The organism is Roseovarius albus (assembly GCF_900172335.1).
GTDB lineage: Bacteria > Pseudomonadota > Alphaproteobacteria > Rhodobacterales > Rhodobacteraceae > Roseovarius > Roseovarius albus.
The window spans coordinates 90834-115802 of sequence record NZ_FWFX01000002.1 but is presented as its reverse complement, the minus strand read 5'-3'; the positions used below and the strand labels follow the sequence as shown (position 1 = coordinate 115802).

Sequence of the window (24969 nt, the reverse complement as noted above, 5' to 3'; positions counted from 1 at the left end):
TTTACATTTTCCTGACGCCGATATCAGCGTTGCGACGAGTGCATTGACATTCCCCCTTGTCAGCCCACATGTTTCGCCGCCATAAGCCTCGCTCCGAGTCGAAAGGAAATTGCATGCCCGTTGTTGTTGTCGAATCTCCGGCTAAAGCCAAGACAATCAACAAATATTTAGGACCCGATTACACGGTTCTGGCCTCGTATGGCCACGTGCGTGACTTGCCTCCTAAAGATGGATCTGTCGATACCGACAACGGTTTCGATATGAAATGGGAGGTCGGATACGACAGCCGTAAACATGTCAAAGCCATTGCCGACGCATTAAAAGATGACAACGCTCTGATCCTCGCAACCGACCCCGATCGCGAAGGTGAAGCGATCAGCTGGCACCTTGAAGAAGCCCTGCGCAAACGCCGTGCGATCAAGAAAGATACGCCCGTGAGCCGCGTGGTATTTAATGCGATCACCAAGTCCGCCGTGACCGAGGCGATGCAAAACCCACGTGATGTCGACACCGATTTGGTTGATGCCTATCTGGCGCGCCGCGCGTTGGACTATCTGGTGGGCTTCAACCTGTCACCGGTCCTATGGCGCAAACTGCCCGGCGCAAAAAGCGCGGGCCGCGTGCAATCCGTTTGCCTGCGCCTGATTGTTGAGCGAGAGATGGAGATCGAGGCTTTTAAGCCGCGCGAGTATTGGTCGGTCAAGGCCATGCTGGGTACACCACGCGGTCAGGAATACGAAGCACGTCTGACCGTGCTGGCCGGCAAGAAGCTTGATAAATATGATATCGAGAATGAAACGCAGGCTGAATTGGCGCAGCAGGCGATCCATTCACGCGACCTGACGGTCAAATCGGTTGAGGCAAAACCTGCCAATCGCAACCCATCGGCCCCGTTCATGACCTCGACTCTACAACAGGAAGCCAGTCGCAAATTCGGAATGGGCGCGCGCCAGACCATGAGCACCGCGCAGCGGCTTTATGAGGCTGGCTACATTACATATATGCGAACCGATGGGATCGACATGGCCCCCGAGGCGGTGATGGCCGCCCGTGATGCGATCAAAGACCGCTTTGGGGCTGACTATGTGCCCTCCTCACCGCGCATGTACAAAAACAAGGCCAAGAACGCACAGGAAGCGCACGAATGTATCCGTCCCACGGAAATGACACGCGATGCGTCCAAACTGAAAACTACCGATGCAGATCAGCGTAAACTCTATGATCTGATCTGGAAACGCACGTTGGCCTGCCAGATGGCCGCCGCTCGGATGGAACGTACTACCGTTGACGTCGCCAGCGTGGATGGCCAGATCGAATTGCGAGCCACGGGTCAGGTTGTCCTATTTGATGGCTTTATGCGCATCTACGAAGAGGGTCGCGATGATACGGTCGTGGGTGATGATGATCGCCGTCTACCCCAGATCATGCAGGGCGAAAAAGCCGACAAGCGCAGCATCACTCCAGAACAGCACTTCACCCAACCGCCCCCACGCTATACCGAAGCGACTCTGGTCAAGCGCATGGAAGAGCTGGGTATTGGACGCCCCTCGACTTACGCCAGCGTAATCACCACGATCCAAGACCGCGAATATGTCCGCAAGGACAAGAACCGTCTGTTCCCCGAGGACAAGGGTCGGATTGTTACAATCTTCCTGCTGAACTTCTTCCGCACCTATGTCGGGTATGAATTCACAGCCAACCTCGAAGATGAGCTCGATACGGTCAGCGCTGGCGGCATGGATTACAAAGAAGTCCTCAGCAAATTCTGGCGCGATTTCTCGGCTGCTATTTCTGAAACCTCTGAATTGCGGATTTCCGAAGTGTTGGATGTTCTGGATGACGCGCTTGCGCCACAGCTATATCCACCGCGCGAAGATGGGTCTGATCCGCGCGTCTGCCCAAAATGCGGCAACGGGCAATTGCACCTGAAAAGCTCCCGCACTGGTGGCTTCGTGGGCTGTGGCAATTATCCAGAATGCACCTACACCCGCCCCATTGCAGGTGAAGGCGCCGAGGGTGATGAACGTGTACTTGGTGAAGACGCAGGCGATGAAATCTGGCTCAAAGCCGGACGCTTTGGCCCCTATGTGCAACGCGGTGAACCAACGCCCGAAAATAAGAAGCCTCCACGCGCATCCCTACCACGTGGCTGGTCCAAAGACGATATGGACCTGGAAAAGGCCCTACGCCTGCTTTCATTACCGCGCCCGATTGGTGCCCACCCCGACGGGGGCGAGATTGTTTCAAACTTTGGCCGTTTTGGCCCATACCTCATGCACCAGTTGCCGGATGAAGCGAAGCCGACCTACGCCAACCTCAAAGATCCGGCGGATGTGTTTGAGATCGGCATGAACCGCGCCGTAGAATTGCTGGCCGAAAAACGCGCCAATCCCGGTCGGGGTCGCAGCGCTCCTGCGAAAGCATTGAAAGAGCTGGGCGAACACCCAGACAGCGGCGGACCGATCAACATCATGGATGGGCGCTATGGCCCCTATGTGAAGTGGGACAAGGTAAACGCCACTTTGCCCAAAGGGGTTGAGCCTGCGGATGTGACGCTGGAAATGGCAGTACAGCTTGTCACTGAGAAGGCCGCTAAAAAGGGTGGGCGCAAAAAAGCCGCACCCAAAAAGAAAGCCGCACCCAAGAAAACGGTCAAGGCTACAAAGTAAACAAAGCATCTGCAGCAGTCGTTTGAACCATCAGGCAGCAGCAGATGCGTAGAAATACCAGTGCCGCCACCTTTCATTGACTTGTCTCCTGCAGCCCGTAAAACCGGGCTATCGAATTACTCAGGAGACTCTCATGAGCAAACTCTACGCAAATGCAGCCGAAGCCCTGGATGGGCTGCTGCATGATGACATGCTGATCGCTGCCGGCGGTTTCGGCTTGTGCGGCATTCCCGAATTGCTGCTGCAAGCCATCAAAGAGGCAGGCACCAAAAATCTAACGTTCGCATCGAACAATGCAGGCGTTGATGATTTCGGCATCGGCATCCTGTTGCAAACGCGGCAGGTTAAAAAGATGCTAAGTTCTTACGTGGGCGAAAATGCTGAATTCATGCGTCAGTATCTGGCGGGTGAGTTGGAGATCGAGTTTAACCCGCAAGGCACCCTAGCTGAACGGATGCGTGCCGGTGGTGCAGGCATCCCCGGCTTCTACACCAAAACCGGTGTCGGAACGCAGGTGGCCGAGGGTAAAGAACACAAAGATTTTGATGGCGAGACTTACATCATGGAACGCGGCATCTTCGCTGATCTGTCGATTGTCAAAGCCTGGAAAGCGGATGAGACCGGCAATGCCATTTTCCGCAAGACCGCGCGCAACTTTAACCCACCCGCGGCCATGTGCGGCAAGGTTTGCGTGATGGAAGTTGAAGAGATCGTGCCGGTTGGCAGCCTGGACCCCGACAACATCCACCTGCCGGGCATCTATGTGCATCGCATTGTCCAAGGCGCGCACGAAAAACGCATTGAGCAACGCACAGTGAGGGAGGCCTGATATGCCCTGGGATCGTAACGCAATGGCGGCCCGCGCCGCGCAAGAGCTTGAAGACGGCACCTATGTGAACCTTGGCATCGGCATCCCAACGCTCGTGCCAAACTTCATCCCTGACGGTGTCAGCGTCACGCTGCAATCCGAGAACGGTATGCTGGGCATGGGTCCTTTCCCGATTTCAGGTTCAGAGGATGCTGACCTGATCAACGCCGGTAAGCAAACCATCACCGAGTTGCCAGAGACTGTATATTTCGACAGCTCCACCAGTTTTGGCATGATCCGTGGCGGCAAGATTGCCATGGCCATCCTGGGTGCCATGGAGGTGGCTGAGAATGGCGATCTGGCCAACTGGATGATTCCTGGCAAGCTGGTCAAAGGCATGGGGGGCGCAATGGATCTGGTGGCGGGCGTCGGTCGTGTAGTTGTTGTGATGGATCACACCAACAAGCACGGTGACAGCAAACTGCTCAAGGAATGCACCCTGCCGCTGACCGGCACAGGTGTGGTCGATCGCATCATCACCAATCTTGGCGTGCTGGATGTTGTCGAAGGTGGCTTAAAGATTGTCGAAACGGCCCCTGACATTAGCGAAGACGACCTTCGCGCTGCTACTGAGGCGTCAATCGTCTAACAGATATCTTTGGCGGGCATCACCTCAGATGCCCGCTAATTCGAAGCCAATTGCAATGCACAGGCATCGGTTACCAATTCGGGCTGGGTTTTGCAAAGCGCCCGTGCCACCTGATAGGCAGCCAGAACTTTCGGCACATAATCACGTGTTTCCGCGTAGGGTGGTACGCCTTCGTGTCTTTTTACGGCGTTCTCACCTGCGTTGTATCCCGCCAGCGCGAGCACAGCATCACCATCAAACTCGCGCAGTAACCAATCAAGATAAGCAACGCCGCCTTTGATGTTGTCCTGCGCTGACAGGCTGTCTTTGACGCCAAATCGCTCTGCTGTGGCTGGGATCAACTGCATCAATCCCTGCGCGCCTGCATGGCTTTCTGCATTGACGCGCCCTCCTGATTCAACCGAGATCACCGCCAACACCAAAGCCGGTGACACTTTCGTACCCAAAGTCGCGCGTAATATGTTAGCCCCTTCGTTGCGCGCTATTTTCTGGATATCACCCAGACGCGGGCCTTTGACCGCCACACCAGAAGGACCTTTGCTCAGAGAGCTGATCGCAAGACGCAGTCGATCAACAGGGTGTTCAGATGCCGCAGGTGAGACCTCCTGCCAAAACCAAGCATACTTGCCACCGGTAACGTCTGGTACAGCAGGAACTTCTTTTTCAGGTTTTGGTTTGGCAACTTCTTTGGGGCGTTCAGGTTCGGGTTCAATCTGGACCGTAATAAGTTTCTTGGTCCCAGGCTTGGGTGGCTTTTCGCGTTTAAAGGTGAATTCCTTAAAGGGAGGGGGATCGTCCGCAACAGCCATGATAGGCAATAAAAGCGTAACACATAGAAGCCAAATTACTTTCTTGCCCATATTCTCAACGCTCTGCTTAATCTTTGTTGCCTGATTATCCCAAAAACTGGATTTTTTAGCTTGCATTGTGCTTATTTTAGAAACCAAAGCAAATTGAATTACGGCAAGACTCCACCTTTACACCACATAAGCAAATCAAAAAATGAACTTAATTTTGTTATCTATCAATGCATTAAGTTGTTTTTACTTAAATTTCAACGACCTCACAAAAATGGCTCTAATGCCGCCCCAATCCTGCCCGATTCCGCTGGCTATATTTAGCCATACCGCAACGGCAGCGGACCTGCTGACTAATTAGGTTCCCATCTGTTGAAGTGGTTAGAGACTTAAATCTGATCCTTTGGAGGGACTACTATGATTAAATTTTTGAAAAAATTCCGCAAGGACGAAGAAGGCGCGGTCACAGTTGACTGGGTCGTACTGACAGCTGCTGTTGTTGGCCTTGGCGTTGCAGGTGTTGCGACCGTCAAAAACGGTGTAGGCTCACTGGCCAACAACATCGAAAAAGGCGTTAAAGCGACGTCTGTTACAGGTGTTGCCACTGACTAATAACTCAGTTGGGCACCCGACGGCCTGAATAGAGATAATTTGGCCGCAAAATTGAATTGCGGCCAAAATTCATTGAAAGTTACAAAGCTCGCATCACGTAATTTTTGATCCTCGCTATAGTATATAGCCAAGCGAAAGGGTGCGATATGCTCGTAATATTTAAGCAATTCCGAAATGACGAACGAGGCGCAGTTACTGTTGATTGGGTGGTGTTGAGCGCCGCAATCATCGGTTTGGCTATCTCTGCATGGAATTCAACTAGAGATGGGACGATGTCGCTCGCAAATCGTACATCAGCCGGAGTCGCCGCGACTGTCGTGTCCTCGGAATAACCGTTTGGCTAAGTCTTCTTTTGAAGCGAAAATATGTGTCACCACGTCCCTTTATCAGCCATTTTATTCCACTGACTATCCCTGATTTCGCCACAATCACCACATATACATTTGATTGATTGTCGCATGACAGCGCCCACAAAATAGCAGTTGCTTGAAAGGAATCGCCATGCGGTTGGTGTTCGGACTTGTCTTGGTAGTTGGTCTAGGATTGGCGGGATTCGCTGTGTACATGGCGAAAAACTTCATACAACAAACTCAGGCTGAACTTGCACACGAGCGCTCTCAGCGCGCGCCCAATATTGAAACTGTCGATATATATGTTGCCGATAAACCCTTGAAGTATGGTCAAAGGCTGAGAGTGGAAGACGTCAAGCTAATCGCTTTCCCCAAAAGCTCCTTACCCAAAGGCACGTTTAGTGAGGAAGATGAGTTGTTTCCGAACGGAAACGTTTCCCCTCGGAAGGTCTTGCGTACTATAGAGCCATTTGAAGCTATCTTGGGAATCAAGGTTACAGAACCTGGACAAGAAGCAGGCATTACGTCTCAGTTGGAGAAGGGCATGCGTGCCTTCGCGATTAGAGTCGATGTGTCCAGTGGTGTCTCTGGGTTTCTGCGTCCTGGAGATCGTGTTGACGTCTATTGGACCGGTAATATCGGCCGAAATGGGGCACGAACTGCGGCTAATTCAACGGGTGAAGTCACAAAGTTGATTGAAACAGGTGTCAAACTGATCGCCGTCGATCAGATTTCAAATGTTGATACAACAGAAGCTATTCTTGCCAGAACAGTCACCGTATCGGCTCGCCCGCAGCAAGTTGCATCATTGGCACAAGCGCAATCCACTGGGCGACTTTCATTGTCTCTTGTTGGAGCTGAAGACGACAGCGTTGCAGACGCCATCGAAGTCGACCAACGCAGCTTGCTGGGCTTGGCAGAAGTGGTTGTAGAGGAAAAAGCACCCGAAGTCGAAAAGCCGCAAGTTTGCACGGTCAAGACTCGGCGCGGTGGTGAAGTAATCGCAACACCGATCCCCTGCACAAACTAAAAGCAACACGATAATCAACTGGCTTTGAGGCGCCTTGGCAAAGGGCGTCTCGTCGCATTCAGGCAACTATCACCAGAAAAATACTCTAACTTCCGCGAAAAAGTTATTGATTCTTGAAAAAGAATCCGAATTGTCGCAGTCTCACAAAATAACACGGGCACCAAGACCCGAAACAGAGGCGTGATCGGAAAGGCAGGTCACATGAAAATTGCAGGACTTATAAAAGCCGCCCTGGTGGGCGCTGTTATGGTGAGTGGTCCAGTTTTGACCACAGCGAACGCAGAAACACTGCAGGTTGTTCGAAATGGCACCGCACGGAATTTAAGCGTTCCTATGAACCGTGCGATCGTTGTTGAAAGTGACACCCCATTTGCGGAACTCAGCATTGCCAACCCGGCAATTGCGGATTTTTCAACGCTATCAGATCGCACAATCTACATCCTGGGCAAGTCCCCGGGGCGTACGACACTCACTCTTCTTGACGAGACCGGACGTCTTATCACGAACGTCGAGGTGCATGTCGCAGCAGATGTTGCAGAGTTCAAAGAACGCTTGCAGCAAATTCTACCGGGCGAAAGAATCGAAGTACGCACCGCAAACGACGGCATCGTCCTTTCTGGTACGGTTTCCAGCATCACTCGCATGGACCGAGCATTAGACTTGGCACAACGTTACGCACCTGAGCGCGTCTCCAATCTGATGTCAGTTTCAGGCCAACAACAGGTCATGCTGAAAGTTCGCTTTGCCGAAATGCAGCGCAGCGTATCTAAGCAACTATCGACATCACTCGCGATTGATGGTCTCGGCGGGGTCAGTGGCGGCCTTGGTGTAGGTATTGCGGGTGCCAACCTAGGATCAGCCGCAGCAGGTTCCCAACCCGCAGTCATCTCTGGTAACAATGCAGGCGCTGCTCTGATTGGATTTGACATTGGCTCAACCCAAATCGGCATCTTACTACAAGCTCTTGAAACAAAAGGATTGGTTCGGACTTTGGCTGAACCAAACTTGACTGCCCTGTCTGGGCAAGAAGCCGAATTTTTGGCAGGTGGTGAATATCCCGTTCCGGTTGCGCAGGACAATGACACGACTTCGATTGAGTTCAAACCGTTCGGTATTCAGTTGCTATTTACACCACGGGTTCTAGATGACGATGTCATTAACCTGGAACTTGGCACTAGTGTTTCTTCACTTGACCCGGGCAATGGGATCGTGGCTGATGGATTTCAAATTGACGCCTTCCGCACCCGCCAGGCTAAAACTACTATTGCATTGCGTGACGGGCAAAGTTTCGCGATCGCAGGTCTGCTGCAAGACGATTTTCGGGATAACAACAACCAGGTTCCTTGGTTGGGAGACATCCCAGTACTTGGCAGCCTGTTCCGTAGTGCAGACTATCAGCGCTCGCAATCTGAACTGGTGATTATTGTTTCGGCTCACTTGGTAAGCCCAACACGAGGCGAAGCTTTGGCACTTCCAACGGATCGCGTCAAACTTCCGTCCGAAGCAGATTTGTTCTGGAACGGGCGTGTCGCGCGAGATGTCGAACCTGGATCAGCCACCGGTGAAGTTGCAAAGCAAGACTTCAGCGGCTCCTATGGCTATGTCATGGATTAAGGAAGGGCAGGACACATGAAACATTTCATTATCACTGCAGCGCTCATATCAGTAGCGGCCTGCTCAGATGAAGCCGGTTCGATCGTTGAGGGACCTAACTTTGGGAACCCAACTATGAACAATCATCTTGTTCACACTGGCGAGCGGTCCTACGTCATCGATTTGGCACACCGATTTGCCGACGAAGTTCCAAGCACGGTCACCTTTGCCTTTGATTCTGCCCAACTAGATTCGAATGCACGCATCGCGCTGAAGGAACAGGCAAATTGGATCCGTCAATTCCCCGAAATTCGGTTCCGGGTCTACGGTCACACGGATAAGGTTGGCTCAAGCGCTTACAATAAACGTTTAGGTCAACGCCGTGCAAACGCGGTTGTAGCATACCTCTCGACTTTGGGAATAAGCCGCAGCCGGCTCGAGGCAGTCGTCTCCTTCGGCGAAACGCAACCTCTGATCGTGACTGAAGGTCGCGAACGTCGGAACCGCCGGACTGTCACCGAGGTAACCGGATTTGTACAGGACCCACCAATCCCAATTGATGGAAAATATGCCGAGGTAATTCAACGCGAATATGTCGAATCCGCCACTCGTGAAAGCTACATCCAAAGAGACGCAACTGAAGCGGGATCCGGTGAATAGTAAATAAGACATCTCAGTAACTTTAAATATCCCGCCTCAACGGCGGGATTTTTTTGTTACCACCAATCGCACAATTACGTTTTTTTAGCCCTAATGTTGCCAAGATTACCTTCCAGATTTCAACACTGAGGTACTTGCACCTTCATTCTTACGAATCTTGGAGCAGCCTTACACCGTTTATCGGGTGAATATCTCACCCGTGCGCTTGGGCAACGAACAGAATAATAGGTTGAAAAAATATGGGTAGCTCGAACAGCGAACAGGAAAACAATTCTCTTTCCGCCTGCACAATCAGCCGGGACATCCAGAATTTCGACCTTTTAATTGAAGATATGGAAACGGCGATGGGCGACAACTGGGGTGCCCTCAATTTCGCCGAAGCTTTAGCGTTCTTCAACCAGCCTGAATCAGAAGAGATGGAATTTATCGCGATAGCGATAGACGAAAGCGATGAAAATGACATGTCCATTCCTGGAGAGGTCATCGTTGCTGCGAAATCTCGCGAGGTCAAAGTGATCCTGATCGCTGAAGATGTCAGCCCCACGTCTTTGCATCAACTCCTTCGCCAAGGTGCTGATGAATTTGTGCCCTACCCCTTACCGGAAAATGAACTGCAAGCTGCGATAGACAGATTGCGCAGACGCGATACCGAAGTGCAGATCATGCAGCAAGGTGCCGCCTTCGATGCTTCTGGCCCCGCGAATGACAGTGTCGTACTGGCCGTACAAGGAATTGCCGGAGGCACCGGTGCCACAACCTTTGCCGTCAATCTGGCGTGGGAGCTGGCCAATGTCAGCAAGGACAACCCACCAAGTGTATGCTTGTTGGACCTGAGCCTACAAACCGGCACGGTGGCAACCTATCTTGATCTTCCACGGCGCGACATTGTCTATGAATTGTGGTCCGATACAGAGGCCATGGATGATGTCATTTTCAAGCAAACTTTGGTCTCCCACGAGGAAAAACTCTGGGTTCTGACCGCGCCTCCCGACATTCTACCTCTCGATATGATTACCCCGGAAGATGTCAGCCGCATAGTCGAAATGGCACGCCGTCACTTTGACTACGTCATCGTTGACATGCCCGGCTCTCTGGTTTTGTGGACTGAAACTGTGCTTCATGCCGCACAAATTTATTTCACCACGCTAGAGTTGGATATGCGCTCGGCTCAGAACGCATTACGTCTCAAGCGGGCACTCAAGGCAGAAGAATTGCCAATTGAAAAATTACGATTTTGCCTCAATCGTGCTCCACGCTTTACCGATCTGAGCGGAAAATCACGGGTCAAGCGCATGGCGGAAAGCCTGGAAATCAGCGTTGAAGTTCAACTTCCGGATGGGGGGCGGGCCATCATGCAGGCCGGCGATCACGGCACGCCTTTGGCCACGACCGCAGCAAAGAACCCGCTTCGACGCGAAATAGCCAAACTTGCAGCGTCCTTGCACGAGCTAGGTAACGAAGATGCCGAAGAAGCAGCCTGAGAAAGACAGTAGAATATGTTTTCAAGATACAAAAAATCATCTGGCACTCCGGCAAAACCCGCTGCAAATCAACCTGTTGTCGAGTCGGTCCCGACATTACCAGTTGAGCAAGCGTCGAGTCATGTCAGCCTGCGGAAACCTGCTCCAACTGCGGTGGCAAAAGCCGCACCCATTGATCGCGAGCGCAAACGTAAAGAGCGTCTAACTGACATCAAGCTAGACCTACACCGATCTCTACTCGACAATCTGAATTTGGGCGCGCTTGATCAGGCGACCGAATCTGACCTAAAGGCCGAGATTAGTTCCATCGCCGGCGAGGTGTTGGAAGAACGCAGTATTGTTCTAAACCGCGAAGATCGCACATTGCTCACGCAAGAGCTCTATGATGAGGTCAAAGGGCTTGGGCCTCTAGAAACCTTACTCAAAGACGATACTGTCAACGATATTCTGGTCAACGGCCCGCATCAAATCTTCGTTGAGCGGGACGGCAGGCTCGAATTGAGTGACATCACATTCAAAGACGAAAAACATCTTCTCAGAATTATTGACAAAATCGTTTCGGCTGTAGGCCGTCGCGTAGATGAATCCAACCCCTATGTCGACGCCCGTCTTGCCGATGGGTCGCGATTCAACGCGATGGTCCCACCGATTGCTGTTGATGGATCTCTTGTTTCCATCCGCAAATTCAAAAAGGACAAACTGGGAATCGATGATCTGGTCAGATTTGGAGCTTTCTCTGAGGAAATGGCCGCTTATTTACAAGCGGCTGTTGCCACACGACTGAATGTAATCGTTTCGGGCGGTACAGGTTCTGGTAAAACGACAACGTTGAATGCTCTGTCCGGCTTCATCGACAATGACGAACGCATCCTCACCATCGAGGATACTGCCGAACTTCAATTACAACAGATTCACGTCGGACGTATGGAAAGCCGCCCCCCTAACGTTGAAGGAAAGGGAGAGGTATCTCCGCGTGACTGTTTGAAGAACGCACTGCGGATGCGTCCCGACCGCATCATTGTGGGCGAAACGCGTGGTGAAGAAGTTATCGACATGTTGCAGGCCATGAATACCGGCCACGACGGATCAATGACGACGATCCACGCCAACAACGCCCGTGATGCCATCTCTCGCTTGGAAAACATGGTCGCAATGGCTGGCATCGAAATGCCACTCAAAGCGGTTCGTAGCCAAATCGCCAGCGCTGTAAACCTTCTGGTGCAAGCAAGCCGTCTACAAGATGGTTCGCGTCGCATGGTGTCGATCACTGAAATCACCGGCATGGAGGGGGACGTGATCTCGATGCAGGAAATCTTTCGCTTCCAACGTGTTGGCCTGACACCTGATAACAAGATTATCGGCCATTTCACGGGAACAGGCGTGCGATCCAACTATTCCGAACGTTTCCGTCTCTGGGGATACGATTTACCCCCAAGCATTTACGAGCCTGTCGCAGCGGAGTAACAGCCATGACCCTTAGCGTAGAACCAATTATTTACGGCCTGATCTTCATTGGCGTTCTAGTCCTTGTTGAAGGTCTATATCTGACGGTTTTCGGAAAATCGATCAGCCTCAACAATCGTGTCAATCGTCGTCTGGAGATGCTCGATAAAAGTGGGAACCGCGAAGAAGTTATGGAAAAACTGCGTAAAGAGATGCAACAGCACCTCAAAGCGCAACGGATTCCACTCTATTCCATTCTGTCGGACAAAGCTCAAAAAGCCGCGATAGCCTTCACTCCGAGACAGTTGATCATGATCATGGTGCTGCTTTGCTTTGTCGCCTTTGTTGGTCTTTCGGTCGCCACAGCCACCGCGCTTCCTGTCCGCGTCCTCGTGTCCGTTGCCATGGGCGTTGGCGGGGTCTTTACCTGGATCAGTATGAAGGCAAACAAACGTATGGCGATGATGGAAGAACAACTTCCTGATGCGATCGAACTTATGGTCCGGTCTCTTCGAGTGGGACATCCATTTTCGTCGGCGATTTCAATTGTCGCTACAGAAGTTCCCGATCCTTTGGCCACAGAATTTGGCATTATTGCCGACGAAGCCGCTTACGGACGAGACGTTGGGGAAGCGCTCAAGGATATGGCTCAACGGTTGGACATGCAGGATCTGCGTTTTTTGGCGGTTGCGGTTACTATCCAACAGCAATCAGGTGGTAACCTGGCCGAAATCCTAGATGGCTTGGCAAAGGTGATCCGCTCTCGCTTCCGCCTCTTTCGTCGAGTCAAAGCGATCACCGCCGAGGCCAAATGGTCCGGTAAGTTTCTTTCTGGATTCCCAATTGCAGCCATGATTGGCATTCAGATGATCAAACCAGACTATTATGACGAAGCCATGCTTCATCCTTGGTTTATCCCAGCCTGCTTGCTCGTCGGAGCACTGCTTGTTGTCAATCTCATCGTTATGCGTGCCCTTGTAGACATCAAGGTTTGAGCCGCAGATCAATCATCGGAGCTCTTTCAGATGCTGGAATTTCTCACGGAAACGCTTGGCCCCTTTGGTCCAATCATCGCAGTCGGAACTGCAGGTCTCCTGTTGGTGCTTATTACGATTCCATTGATATTAAATCAGCGGAAAGATCCGCTGGAAAAGCTGAAGCAAGCAACACGGTCGGGCCAACCTGTCAAGGAAAAGACAACCAAACTTCGCAGCGCGAAACAGAACAAGAAGCTGGACAAGTACGCTACGTTTCTGGAGCCGCAGAACGAAAAACAACTGTCTCAAATTCGATTACTACTGATGCAAGCTGGCTATCGCAATCGCGATGCTGTCCGGTATTTTCACTTTGCCCAATTCGCATTGGGAATTGGCTTCTTGGTACTTGGCGTTTTCTATTTCCTGTTTTTTGTTTCAAATGGCGAAACCACAACGCAACAAACATTGCTTTACATTTTGGGACCCGGCGCGGCTGGGTACATGCTCCCCAAATATTGGGTTACCAAACGCCAACAAACTCGTCAGGAAGAAATTTCAAACGGCTTCCCCGACAGCCTTGACATGATGCTCACTTGTGTCGAGGCTGGCCAATCTCTTGACCAGTCCATCATCCGGGTTGCGCGCGAAATCCACGTCTCCTACCCGGCCCTTGCGGAAGAATATGAAATTGTAGCACACCAAATCAAAGCAGGACGGGACAAGCCTTCTGTGCTGAATGAAATGGCAGAGCGCTGCGGCAATCAAGACATTTCAAGTTTTGTAACCGTTTTGATACAATCACAAACATTCGGTACATCGGTGGCTGACGCCTTACGGGTCTATGCTGGAGAGATGCGTGACAAACGTGTCATGCGCGCCGAAGAAAAGGCCAACAAGTTGCCAACCAAGATGACATTGGCAACCATGATGTTTACAGTTCCTGCACTGTTGATCATTCTCGTCGGCCCATCCATTCTGGGTATTCTTGAACTGTTTTCGATGTCCACCGGCGGATAAAAACCTGAGGCACCATGACCCGAGCAGGGGCAGCATTTGCAATCATCTTTTCCCTCGCAGCCTGTAGCGAGGGTTTTAATTCAGATCCGGACAATCCGTATGCGCCGGGCTTGGCAAAAAATGAGGAAAGTGTCGACAATCTACTTGTTGCGCGCCGCCTCATGTATGCCAAGGAATATGAACTGGCTATTGACGCTTATTCACGTGCAGCGCTCGAAAATGGTTTATCGTCGGATGTATTGGCTGGTATCGGCACTGCAAACCTCGGTCTTGGGCGTCTAGACACCGCGGAACGCCTACTTCGTCAAGCTCTGGAAGAGAACGAAACCTCCCCTGAAATTTGGAACAATATTGGCGTAATCTTGATCGAAAAGGGAGAAATCCCCGAGGCGGAACAGATGTTTCGCCGCGCTTTTGCATTAGATAATGGCGAAAGTGACGCAATTCGCGATAATTTACGCTTAGCGCTCGCAAAATCTGAAAATTCTGCTTATGATGGAACGATAGAGCAAGATTACAAAGTGGTACGGCGAGGGAGCGGAGACTTCACAATAAGCCAGATACCATAATGAGGCTGAGGCAGTAAAAGGACGCAAACATGCGCCATCCGGTTTTCCTATCGCTATGCGCTGCGGGTGCATTGGCACTTGCAGGTTGTGAATCTTCCGAAGATCAAGACGTTGACCGAGCATTTCAGGATGTAAACGTCATCGACGATAGCAATCTTAGCGATGTGATGCTATCAGCAGCAGACCCCAATGAAGGCGTCGCCTATTTTCAGCGTACCCTGAGTGCGAAGCCAGATCGTATCGATCTGCAGCGTGGCTTAGCGCTCTCCTTAGTTCGGGCCAAGCGGAATACCGAGGCTGTAGCAGCGTGGAAACGCGTCATTGAACACAAAGATGCGAAGGACTCGGACCGTGTGAATTATGCCGACGCTCTTATTCGCAATAATGAATGGGATCGCGCGAATAAGGCGCTGGATCAGATCCCGCCCACACATGAGACTTTCAAACGCTATCGTCTTGAAGCCATGGTCGCGGATAGCAACAAAGAATGGAAAAAGTCCGATAGCTTTTACGAAATCGCAGTCGGGCTGACGACACGCCCCGCTGGAGTGATGAACAACTGGGGGTATTCGAAGCTCAGCCGCGGCGATTATGCAGGCGCGGAGCGCCTGTTTGCGGATGCAATCCGTCAGGACGATTCCTTGTTTACGGCCAAGAACAATCTGATTTTGGCCCGCGGTGCGCAAAAGAAGTACGCCATGCCCGTAATGCAAACATCGCAAGAAGAGCGCGCGCAGCTTCTCTATACGCTGGGGCTGTCTGCGATCAAGCAAGGGGACACTTCGATCGGAAAGGGCCTCCTTCGTGACGCAGTTGATACGCATCCTCAACACTTCGAAGAAGCGGCGCGCAGCTTGGAAACCTTAGAAGCCAACGTCGCAAATTAAAGCAGGCCTCAGATGCATTTGACCTCTACACAGGCGCTGTGGTTCTTACCATTTGTCACGCCCATCTGTCTTTGGATCACATGGAGCGATTTAAGCTCCATGCGCATCCCGAACTGGACAGTTGACACGTTGCTCGCAATTTTTCTGGTAATCGGCCTCTTTGCAATACCCACCTGGTCGGAATATGGATGGCGGTTTGCAAGTTTTGTCATCGTATTTGTACTGGGAGTCGTCGCAAATGCTGCGGGCCTTATGGGTGGTGGGGATTCAAAGTTCATGGCTTCAGCCGCGCCCTTCATCGTTCCCGCAGATGTCTCGATATTATGCATCATCTTTTCTGCCAACCTGCTGGCATGTTATTGCACTCATCGCGTTGCCAAACATACTTCGTTGCGGTCCCTTGCCCCAGAATGGGTCAGTTGGACAGCGCAACGTAAAAAATTCCCCATGGGGTTTGCGCTCTCCAGTACCTTGGTCATTTATCTTGTTCTGGGACTGGTCTACGGAGCCTAGCCCACGGCTAAGGCCCATCAGACGCCCGACGATCACCATAATTTGGCCCCTTTGCCCCAGATAATATCTCTGATCCGCAGAGCGCGGACTATATTGCAACTAAGCGGCAGACCAGACCAATGAATATGCAGGTTTCACAAGGCGTTCAGCCCCCTCCTCCTCCCAGCCGTATGGAGGAAATGCAGCTGCCCATCGTGATGATGCGCGACATCCTGATCAAGACAATATTTCGCAAAAACATCGATATGGTCTCGGAATTGTCAGAGGCGATCTGTCTTCCCCGTGCTGTCACACAAGAACTGGTTGATATGGCGCGTGAGCAAAAATTGCTTCAGGCCACCGGTACGCTGAATGCCAATTCAGGTGGCGAGATGGGTTATCAGCTTACTGACGCAGGAAAATCGCGTGCCTTGGATGCCCTGTCCCAATCTGAGTATTTTGGCCCGATGCCGGTGCCTCTTGCAGTTTATCGCGAGCAGGTCAAACGCCAATCGATCCGTAACATCCAGATTACCAGAGACGAACTGACTGGCGCAATGGGTCACCTCGTGCTGCCCGACAGCTTGTTGGATCACCTCGGCCCTGCGGTCTCCGCCGGTCGTTCGATTCTGATGTACGGCCCCCCGGGGAACGGCAAATCTTCGATCTCCAACGGTATCCGCGATGCAATGGGCGACAAAATATATGTGCCTCGCGCCATCGAATATGCCGGGCAAGTAATCACGGTCTATGACCCCATTGTGCACTCCAAAGCCGAGGTTGAATCGGACGATCCAAACTCTCTGCGTCGCCGTCGGACATTTGACACGCGCTATGTACGCTGTGAACGGCCAACTGTCATCACCGGGGGTGAGCTGTCTCTGGACATGCTGGATCTGGTCTACAACCCCACCGCCCGGACGTATCAGGCTCCGTTACAGCTGAAATCAACTGGCGGCATCTTTATTGTCGATGACCTTGGTCGTCAGGCAGAACCACCCCAATCTTTGGTTAACCGTTGGATTGTTCCGCTCGAGGAAGCCAAAGATATTCTGGCACTGCAATCAGGTGAGAAGTTCGAAGTCCCATTCGATACGTTGGTCATCTTCTCTACCAACTTTCACCCCAATAAAATCTTTGACCAAGCCGCCTTGCGCCGGATCTTTTTCAAAATCAAAATCGATGGCCCCGTTCAAGAAGATTTCCTCAAAATTTTCGCAATGGTCGCCAAGAAACGTCAGATGCCGTTGGATGAGGCTGCACTAGTCCACTTATTGAAAACAAAATACCCAACGATCAACAATGTCTATGCGAACTATCAGCCGATCTTTTTGATCGATCAAATGATTTCGATTTGCGACTTTGAAGGTATCCCCTATCAGATGTCCCCGGAGCTGATTGACCGCGCCTGGGCCAACATGTTCGTCAAAGACGAAAAGATTGTGAATTAGTCCAAGTTGAAGGACGCTCGTTAAACGATACCCGCCGCCTCTAAATGCGGCCGGTATTTTTTGCTGACGGGAACCCGGTCACCATTGCTAAGTACCAAAAAGATCTTCTGAGCACTTACGCGTTCAACACTCTCAATGGCGTCTTCTGCAACCCAGTGTGAGCGATGTGTGCAGTATCCGACGACTGGCTCCATTTTCTCAATAGCATCAACCAAACGCATCCTAAGCATTTCGGCGCCGCCGTCAGTTACCACTTCAACAAGATGATCTTTAGCGCTCAAACGCAAAATTCTCGTGGCAGGTTCAATCCGCAATCTCTGCAATAATCGGGGCTGAGATCGCATTGCGGGAGGCAGCGCGGCTTCATCAATCGGAGCATAAGCGAATACCTCTTCAGAAGCCGTATCCTCCAAACCTGGGATTAATCGGCGTGCAGCGTAGATAGCCGCTGATATCACGCCGACAAACAAAAACATCGACGAAAAACCAAACATGAACATGGTTTCGTCTTGCACAACCCGCTGAGCTATCCACCACAAAGTTGGCGCACCAAAAATCGTGAGGAGCACAACAATACAAGCGTCGACTATTTGGGGTTTATTGTAGCCCAAAACAATCAATGTAAGAAACCGAAACGAGTATGCCAAAACCAGGGCGACAGTAATGATGATCGTCCAAAAAGCGAAACGTTCAACTGGTGCCATCTTGTAAAATGTTCCAAACGGCCCGGCGACCGCGGCAACAACAATTGCGGCCACCCAAACAAATAACGTCAGGCTTGAACGCAATCTCTTGAATGTGTCGTTCAAACAATGCCTGAAATTTTGCTCGGATAACTTTGTCAATATTAAACCACCTATGGATAGACCCCATTTGTTAGGACAGCGCATAAATTCATTTAACCGCCTATAGTTAACTATCTCGTTCCCACTTTGATCAAGAAAGAGGGAAACTCCCGCATCCAGTCCCCCTATCTTTTTCGTCACTCAAATTAGTGGCGCGCTAAAATAGTGGCGCTCTTTTGTCATTTTTTATAACCAAATATGCTCAAAAAACCCCGGATCAACTCCGGGGCTTTCTAAATATTATTTATTATCAATAATTTATGCCGTGAGGCCTTCGGGTTCCGCTAAACCGTTCGCTCGGCAACACGCCGTCACGGTATTGGCCAGCAGGCAGGCAATCGTCATCGGGCCAACACCGCCGGGAACGGGGGTGATGGCGCCTGCGCGTTCGGATGCGCTGGCAAAATCGACATCACCAACCAGAACATTCTTCCCGTCACGCTCGATACGATTGATACCCACATCGATAACCGTGGCACCTTCTTTGATCCAGTCACCTGGAACCATTTCAGGGCGTCCAACGGCAGCGACAACGATGTCAGCGCGGCGCACAACGTCAGGCAAGTCTTTGGTGCGGCTGTGTGCGATTGTGACGGTGCAGCTATCGCCCAGCAACAATTGGGCCATAGGCTTGCCAACAATGTTTGAGCGACCAACCACAACGGCATTCATGCCGGAGAGCGAGCCATGGTGATCTCGCAGCATCATCAGGCAACCCAGCGGGGTGCAAGGCACCATGCTTTTCTGTCCCGTGCTCAGCAGGCCGACGTTTGAAATGTGGAAACCATCCACATCTTTTGCCGGCGAGATCGAATTGATCACCAGATCTTCGTCCAGGTGCTTGGGCAGCGGAAGCTGTACCAGAATGCCGTGGATGGCTGGGTCATTATTTAGCTGGTCAACCAGCGCCAGCAGATCGGCCTCTGATGTGTCCACATCCAGCTTGTGCTCAACACTGTTCATGCCAACCTCAACGGTTTGCTTACCTTTGGAGCGAACATAAACTTGGCTGGCTGGATCTTCACCGACCAAAACAACTGCCAGACCTGGCGTGATGTTGTGTTCTTCCTTCAGGCGGGCGACGTGCCCTGCTACTTTTTCCCGAACAGTCGCCGCGAAGGCTTTCCCGTCAATGATTTGCGCAGCCATGATTGCGTCCTTTATTTTTTACGATTTCTGTTTTCGTTTATACAAACGAAATAGGCCCGGCAATTCGCCGGGCCTATGTTTTTCATTTCCAATGATCAGAACAAACCTTCGATCTGTCCACCGTCATTCAGATGAATGGTCTCTGCCGCTGGTGTGCGGGGCAGACCAGGCATGGTCATGATCTCACCGCAGACAACAACAACAAAGCCAGCACCCGCGCTCAGGCGAACTTCGCGCACTGGAACCGAATGGCCAGTTGGCGCACCGCGCAGGCTAGGATCGGTCGAGAAGCTGTACTGGGTTTTCGCCATGCAGACCGGCAGGTTGCCATAGCCTTGCTCTTCCCACAGTTTCAGCTGATCACGGATCTTCTTGTCAGCCAGAACTTCGTCAGCGCGGTAGATACGCTTGGCGATGGTTTCAACCTTGTCGAACAGCGACATGTCGTCTGGGTAGATCGGTGCGAAGTTGGCAGTACCACCTTCAACGATCTCAACAACTTTGTTCGCCAGGTTTTCCGACCCTTTGGAGCCGAATTCCCAGTGCTGAGACACAACAGCTTCGGTACCGTGGCCAGCAACATAGTCTTTGACCGCTTGTACTTCGGCATCGGTGTCAGTGACAAAGTGGTTGATCGCAACGACAACTGGAACGCCAAAGGATTTGATGTTCTCGATGTGACGACCCAGGTTCGGGCAACCCGCAGTGACGGCATCGACGTTTTCTTGACCCAGATCAGCCTTGGCAACACCACCGTTCATTTTCATCGCGCGCACTGTCGCAACCAGAACAACCGCCGATGGGGCCAGACCGGCCTTGCGGCATTTGATGTTCATGAACTTCTCGGCACCAAGATCGGCACCAAAGCCAGCCTCAGTCACAACGTAGTCGCTGATTTTCAGAGCGGTTGTTGTTGCGATGACCGAGTTACAGCCGTGTGCGATGTTGGCGAATGGGCCGCCGTGAACGAACGCCGGGTTGTTTTCCAGAGTTTGCACCAGGTTTGGCTGCATTGCATCTTTCAACAGAACAGTCATCGCGCCTTCGGCTTTGATGTCGCGGCAGAAGACAGGGCTGCGGTCACGGCGGTAGGCCACGATCATGTCACCCAGACGTTTTTCCAGATCTTTCAGGTTGCTGGCCAGACACAGGATCGCCATGACTTCCGACGCCACAGTGATGTCAAAGCCTGCTTCGCGTGGGAAGCCGTTGGAAACGCCACCCAAGGACGCAGTGATCTGGCGCAAAGCACGGTCGTTCATGTCGACAACGCGACGCCATTGAACACGGCGAACATCGATTTCTTGCTCGTTGCCCCAATAGATGTGGTTGTCGAGCATGGCCGACAGCAGCGAGTGCGCCGATGTGATCGCGTGGAAGTCACCTGTGAAGTGCAGGTTCATTTCTTCCATTGGAACGACCTGAGCGTAACCACCCCCAGCAGCACCGCCCTTCATACCGAAGTTGGGGCCAAGCGAGGCTTCGCGGATACAGATCATGGCTTTTTTACCGATACGGTTCAGACCGTCACCCAGACCAACCGTGGTGGTGGTTTTACCTTCACCGGCTGGGGTTGGGTTGATCGCTGTCACCAGGACCAGCTTGCCGTTTTCGTTACCCTGAACAGAGTTGATGTACTCTTGGCTGACTTTTGCTTTGTCATGGCCGTAGGGCAGCAGGTGTTCGGTTGGAATGCCAAGCTTGTCGCCGATTTCCTGAATCGGTTTCTTGTTGGCTTCGCGTGCAATCTCAATGTCGGATTTATAGCTCATGTTGTGTCCTCTGGTCGCCGCAATGCGGTTTAAAGCTAACTCGGCTATACCGAGTCTTCCGTCGTATACAAAATGCGAATCCGACACATACCGCCATTGTTACGTCGGAATGCCACGGTTCAGTTTCGTATCGGAAACTCAATTTCCGGTTTGGCGTGCAGAGTCAATATGCGACCACATCGGTTGATCGGGAATGTGAAGAGTAAGTGTATCTCCAACGCTTAACTTACCTTCGCGCTCCACCCACATGGTCACGCCGCGCCGTCCAGTTGCTGCTTTCTTGAACTTTTTTCCGTGACCTGGACGATCCTTCTCAATCTCCCGCGCAGGAAAATTACAGGGACGGTTTTCCATATCAACCACAAGCGTCGTGCCTTCCTCGGTTTGTAACCGAGACGACGGAGGGACATAAGTAAAGTCCGGAATGCCCCGGACCACAACCGAAGCCCCCAACCACTCCGGGTGGATCTCATCCAATCCGACTTCCTCTGCAATGATGCCTAACTCTTCTTCGGACACCACCGACAGCTGCCGCGTATTGCGAATGATGGTCCCTTCGGGGTGTTGAGATCGCACCCGTACGCAAGAGGGGCGTGTCTCACCGGAATGCAACTCTCCGTCAGCCCCGGCAAGACTGAGTTGCATTTCATTCAGAGGAACAGAGCGTATCGAGCCTTCGTTGTTCTCTACTCGCCCCAGCCAAACAATCTCGGCCTTAAAATCTGTCGGTTTCAAAGCAGGCATATACTGTCCTTCCACACGATCATCCGCACTGTTGACGGACCATGGCTCTACGTCAATACCACGAAGGGGGAGCTACTGGGTATTACAGATGCGTTTTGCACGACATTTGACACAACCCGTCGCTGCATCCTAGCCTTGATTCATATTTCATCTAGGGGGGGAAGATGAAAAACACGATTGCATCGCTACTATTAACGGCCGCCTTGGCGCATGCTGCAAGCGCTAGCGAGCAGGCGAAAACCTGGCCAGCATCAGAAGAGGCCGCTCAATTTGTCAAAGACACTATAGTATTGGGAATGCTGGCCAGCCCTTACGGCACCGGTTGGGTAGAAAACCAACAGTTGCTGGAATACTTCCAACGCGCCCGCGACAATGGCATCACTGGGCATGAAATGACGCTGACCGCTGCAGGTATGACTTTCAACGACCTTTTGGATCAACACCATCATTTTCGCTCGGCCATGTCGGAAGAGCCTGAAAACTACCTAGTCGTTCACAACACCCGCGATATTGAGGCGGCACATTTGCAGGGGAAAACCGCTGTCATCTGGAACTCTCAAACCGCCACTATCCTTGATGGCGACCCCAAGCGCATGGCGATACTGGCCGACATGGGGATCAAAAGCATGATCTTGGCCTATAACGACATCTTCAGAACCGGATCAGGATCTCTTGCCGCCTTCAACGGCCGCGACATCGGGCTGACACCCTATGGTGAGGACGTGATTGACGAGTTGGTGCGCTATGGGATTTTGCTGGACCTGAGCCACACAGGCAAACAGACCGCGACGGATGCAATGGATTACATGGATGAAAATTATCCCGGTGTTCCCTATGTTTATACGCATTCTATTCCTGCCGGTCTGTACGCCAATGAGCCAGAGGCGACACCACGGGGCTGTTACCGCAACATCACCGACGAAGAAGCCCTGCGCGCAGCAAACTCGGGTGGCTATGTATCACCCACTTTCACCGAATGGATGATGGATGGCATTTGGCCCGAAGATATTTCGCCTCAGCAAGCTGCAGATATGATTGACTATTACGTCAAATTGGTCGGCGTTGATCACGTTGGCATTGCCACCGACGACATGTTTGACGAAACCTTGATCAACACATTCGTTGAAGCCAACCCAGATATCTACGATGACGACGGTTACATGCTGAAAGCCTTTCAGCGCGGTGCAACCGGCAGCGGAGAGATGGCCAAAATTCTAGCCGCCATAACTGATGAGTTGTGGCGACGCGGTTATACAAACGAGGACCTCGCCAAAATCTATGGCGGTAACAAAATACGGGTCTGGTCCGACGTTTGGGAGGGCATCCCACAGGAAAAGTTCAACGCGACCTATCAGGAACGCGTCAAACTACGCCAAGAACTGCGTGATCGGTTCTATTCGCGCTGACAAACTGCTTTAAGACAAGGCCTTCAACACTCCCTCAGTCGGTAAAACCGTCGCAAACTCACCGTGCAGGTTGGCCAATGTGACTGAATGGATCTGCTCGGCATCATGTACAATCCCATCAGGCCCGGTCGCACCATAGGCCCAGACCGCATCAGCAGTATAGATCGTGTCGAACCCCAGATTTCCAGCCGAACGCGTGGTCGATTCAGCACAGTGATTGGCGGTTGCACCGCATACAACCAGCCGCTCCACACCTTCTGCACGCAAATCCTCCTCCAGCGAAGTACCTACAAATCCGCTGGCGACATGCTTGACCACCACCGCTTCACCATCCGTCGGGGCCGCGAAAGGTTGCACCACTGCGCCGGGAGCATTGGCATTAAACGGATCATCTGCATCAGAGCCATGGTGGTGGATATGGACTACCTTATCGCCCCGGTCACGAAACACTTTTAGCAATGTCTCAATATTTGCCTCTGCCTCACGGCAAGACCGTTCTGCGCCCGCAGCGTCGTCATGTACAAAAGCCATCTGAACATCGATGACAAGAAGTGCGGTTTTCATGTTTGTCTTTCCTTTTGCTTAGGCGCTGGCGCGCTCGGCGAGGATTTTTTCAACCCGCTCGCCATAGATACGAATGTTGACGTCGTCGCTCAGGACACGCCCTGGCTGTTCATCATAGGTCAGAATGGCCGTGACGCGTGGGCGCGCTCCCTGCACTTTTGTTACTCCGTGCAGGGAATATCCGCCCCGAAACAGCGTGAAAGTGCCTGCACCTCGGCTGAACGTTTGTGCGGCAGACATGTCGCCCGTCAACAACCGCGTGACCGCATTTTTATCTTCGCTGACATCGGTCCGTGAATTTGGTAGGAAAGCAAATTCACCGCCCTCCTCGGCCGCCTGCAACAGCAGCGTGACTGTGCATTCCGTTGTGTCATAGTGCCATGCGTGCCAGCTTCCTGGCTGAAGGGCCACGACATTGAGTGCTTGAAATTCATCTGCACAGCGATAAAGCTGCGGCTTTTGCTGCACCCGGCGGACAAATTCGGTCAACAGATTCGATTGGTACAATTGCTGCAGCAAGGTTTCCTTTGGAATCTGGTCATCCGCCAATTGGACCGCCTTGTGCATATATTCCTGACGACGCGGATCATTCGAGGGGGCATCCGGATCAACGGCTCCTTGGTAAATTGTGCGTTTAATGGTCAATACGGGCGCGTTGGGGAGCAATGCATTGGATTCCGCTGCTAGTGCTTCAAGCGCATCTTCACGAATAAATCCATCCAGATTGCACCAACCATGTTCCTCCATCTGGGCCTGACACTCAGCCAGAAATGCGGCACCCGGTCCTTGGTCAAGATCAGCGATTGGATAACGCTCCAGTTCGACAAGGTTGAGCACCATATCGGAATGGGTCTTGAATATCGCTTGGTCCATGAAGCCTCCCAATTCATTCATGCGGCCATCCGGCAAGACAGCCAGTTTCAATTGGGGTTCATATTGGCAATGGTAATTGAAAAAGAAAAATGAAAGTATAGGGGCTCATGAACATAAATAACTTATGACAA

General features: G+C 51.9%; 23 protein-coding genes. 16 read left to right on the top strand and 7 right to left on the bottom strand.

The annotated features are described in order from the left end of the window. Positions 1-113 precede the first annotated feature (113 nt). The 3 genes from topA to ROA7450_RS03280 all read left to right on the top strand — a co-directional run bounded on the left by topA (position 114) and on the right by ROA7450_RS03280 (position 4126). Entirely contained in the window at positions 114-2669 is a 2556-nt protein-coding gene (gene topA / locus ROA7450_RS03290) for a type I DNA topoisomerase (RefSeq protein ID WP_085804249.1), read from the top strand. Positions 2670-2802: 133 nt separating this feature from the next. Beyond that, positions 2803-3498 (top strand): CoA transferase subunit A, encoded by a 696-nt coding sequence (locus ROA7450_RS03285; RefSeq protein ID WP_085804248.1) that lies wholly within the window; start codon positions 2803-2805, stop codon positions 3496-3498. 1 nt (position 3499) lies between these two features. Next, on the top strand, positions 3500-4126 hold the full coding sequence (locus ROA7450_RS03280) for a 3-oxoacid CoA-transferase subunit B (protein ID WP_085804247.1): 627 nt from the start codon (positions 3500-3502) through the stop codon (positions 4124-4126). A 35-nt stretch (positions 4127-4161) separates the two neighbouring features. Here the strand turns inward: ROA7450_RS03280 and ROA7450_RS03275 are convergent, their stop codons facing one another. Continuing rightward, positions 4162-4935, bottom strand: a complete 774-nt coding sequence (locus ROA7450_RS03275; RefSeq protein WP_234999416.1) for a lytic transglycosylase domain-containing protein — start codon at positions 4933-4935, stop codon at positions 4162-4164. A gap of 405 nt (positions 4936-5340) precedes the next feature. Here ROA7450_RS03275 and ROA7450_RS03270 point away from each other — a divergent pair, with 405 nt between their 5' ends. From ROA7450_RS03270 to ROA7450_RS03215, 12 genes are all read left to right on the top strand, one after another. Then, complete coding sequence (locus tag ROA7450_RS03270; protein WP_085804245.1) at positions 5341-5535, top strand: Flp family type IVb pilin; 195 nt, start codon at positions 5341-5343, stop codon at positions 5533-5535. Positions 5536-6036: 501 nt separating this feature from the next. Next, positions 6037-6915: a Flp pilus assembly protein CpaB gene (cpaB, locus tag ROA7450_RS03260; protein WP_085804244.1), complete on the top strand. Its 879-nt coding sequence runs from the start codon at positions 6037-6039 to the stop codon at positions 6913-6915. Positions 6916-7116: 201 nt separating this feature from the next. Next, entirely contained in the window at positions 7117-8529 is a 1413-nt protein-coding gene (locus ROA7450_RS03255; protein WP_143534344.1) for a type II and III secretion system protein family protein, read from the top strand. A 15-nt stretch (positions 8530-8544) separates the two neighbouring features. Further along, on the top strand, positions 8545-9168 hold the full coding sequence (locus ROA7450_RS20720; protein WP_143534343.1) for an OmpA family protein: 624 nt from the start codon (positions 8545-8547) through the stop codon (positions 9166-9168). Positions 9169-9407: 239 nt separating this feature from the next. Beyond that, positions 9408-10649, top strand: coding sequence for a CpaE/TadZ family protein (locus ROA7450_RS03250; RefSeq protein ID WP_085804243.1), 1242 nt, complete (start codon positions 9408-9410; stop codon positions 10647-10649). A 15-nt stretch (positions 10650-10664) separates the two neighbouring features. Next, positions 10665-12113, top strand: coding sequence for a TadA family conjugal transfer-associated ATPase (locus ROA7450_RS03245; protein ID WP_085804242.1), 1449 nt, complete (start codon positions 10665-10667; stop codon positions 12111-12113). Between the two features lie 5 nt (positions 12114-12118). After that, positions 12119-13087, top strand: coding sequence for a type II secretion system F family protein (locus tag ROA7450_RS03240; protein WP_085804241.1), 969 nt, complete (start codon positions 12119-12121; stop codon positions 13085-13087). 30 nt (positions 13088-13117) lie between these two features. Next, positions 13118-14086 carry a type II secretion system F family protein gene (locus tag ROA7450_RS03235; protein WP_085804240.1) on the top strand — a complete coding sequence of 323 codons (969 nt, stop codon included), beginning with the start codon at positions 13118-13120 and terminating at the stop codon, positions 14084-14086. Positions 14087-14100: 14 nt separating this feature from the next. Continuing rightward, entirely contained in the window at positions 14101-14655 is a 555-nt protein-coding gene (locus tag ROA7450_RS03230) for a tetratricopeptide repeat protein (protein ID WP_085804239.1), read from the top strand. A 29-nt stretch (positions 14656-14684) separates the two neighbouring features. Then, the gene (locus tag ROA7450_RS03225) at positions 14685-15542 is read left to right on the top strand and encodes a tetratricopeptide repeat protein (protein WP_085804238.1); all 858 of its coding nucleotides are present in this window, start codon (positions 14685-14687) and stop codon (positions 15540-15542) included. 12 nt (positions 15543-15554) lie between these two features. Beyond that, positions 15555-16055 carry a prepilin peptidase gene (locus tag ROA7450_RS03220; RefSeq protein WP_085804237.1) on the top strand — a complete coding sequence of 167 codons (501 nt, stop codon included), beginning with the start codon at positions 15555-15557 and terminating at the stop codon, positions 16053-16055. A 119-nt stretch (positions 16056-16174) separates the two neighbouring features. Continuing rightward, on the top strand, positions 16175-17485 hold the full coding sequence (locus ROA7450_RS03215; RefSeq protein WP_085804236.1) for a DUF8689 domain-containing protein: 1311 nt from the start codon (positions 16175-16177) through the stop codon (positions 17483-17485). Between the two features lie 20 nt (positions 17486-17505). Here the strand turns inward: ROA7450_RS03215 and ROA7450_RS03210 are convergent, their stop codons facing one another. The 4 genes from ROA7450_RS03210 to ROA7450_RS03195 all read right to left on the bottom strand — a co-directional run bounded on the left by ROA7450_RS03210 (position 17506) and on the right by ROA7450_RS03195 (position 21995). Then, positions 17506-18294, bottom strand: coding sequence for a LytTR family DNA-binding domain-containing protein (locus ROA7450_RS03210; protein WP_159453987.1), 789 nt, complete (start codon positions 18292-18294; stop codon positions 17506-17508). A 294-nt stretch (positions 18295-18588) separates the two neighbouring features. After that, positions 18589-19479: a bifunctional methylenetetrahydrofolate dehydrogenase/methenyltetrahydrofolate cyclohydrolase FolD gene (folD, locus tag ROA7450_RS03205; protein ID WP_085804234.1), complete on the bottom strand. Its 891-nt coding sequence runs from the start codon at positions 19477-19479 to the stop codon at positions 18589-18591. 95 nt (positions 19480-19574) lie between these two features. Continuing rightward, a complete protein-coding gene (locus ROA7450_RS03200; RefSeq protein WP_085804233.1) occupies positions 19575-21251 on the bottom strand; it encodes a formate--tetrahydrofolate ligase in 1677 nt (558 codons plus the stop codon). 138 nt (positions 21252-21389) lie between these two features. Next, a complete protein-coding gene (locus tag ROA7450_RS03195; protein ID WP_085804232.1) occupies positions 21390-21995 on the bottom strand; it encodes an MOSC domain-containing protein in 606 nt (201 codons plus the stop codon). A 164-nt stretch (positions 21996-22159) separates the two neighbouring features. Between ROA7450_RS03195 and ROA7450_RS03190 the strand changes: the two genes are divergently transcribed. Further along, complete coding sequence (locus tag ROA7450_RS03190) at positions 22160-23401, top strand: membrane dipeptidase (protein ID WP_085804231.1); 1242 nt, start codon at positions 22160-22162, stop codon at positions 23399-23401. A gap of 9 nt (positions 23402-23410) precedes the next feature. Here the strand turns inward: ROA7450_RS03190 and ROA7450_RS03185 are convergent, their stop codons facing one another. Continuing rightward, positions 23411-23965, bottom strand: a complete 555-nt coding sequence (locus tag ROA7450_RS03185) for an isochorismatase family protein (RefSeq protein WP_085804230.1) — start codon at positions 23963-23965, stop codon at positions 23411-23413. Positions 23966-23983: 18 nt separating this feature from the next. After that, complete coding sequence (locus tag ROA7450_RS03180; RefSeq protein ID WP_234999414.1) at positions 23984-24889, bottom strand: HalD/BesD family halogenase; 906 nt, start codon at positions 24887-24889, stop codon at positions 23984-23986. Positions 24890-24969 lie beyond the last annotated feature (80 nt).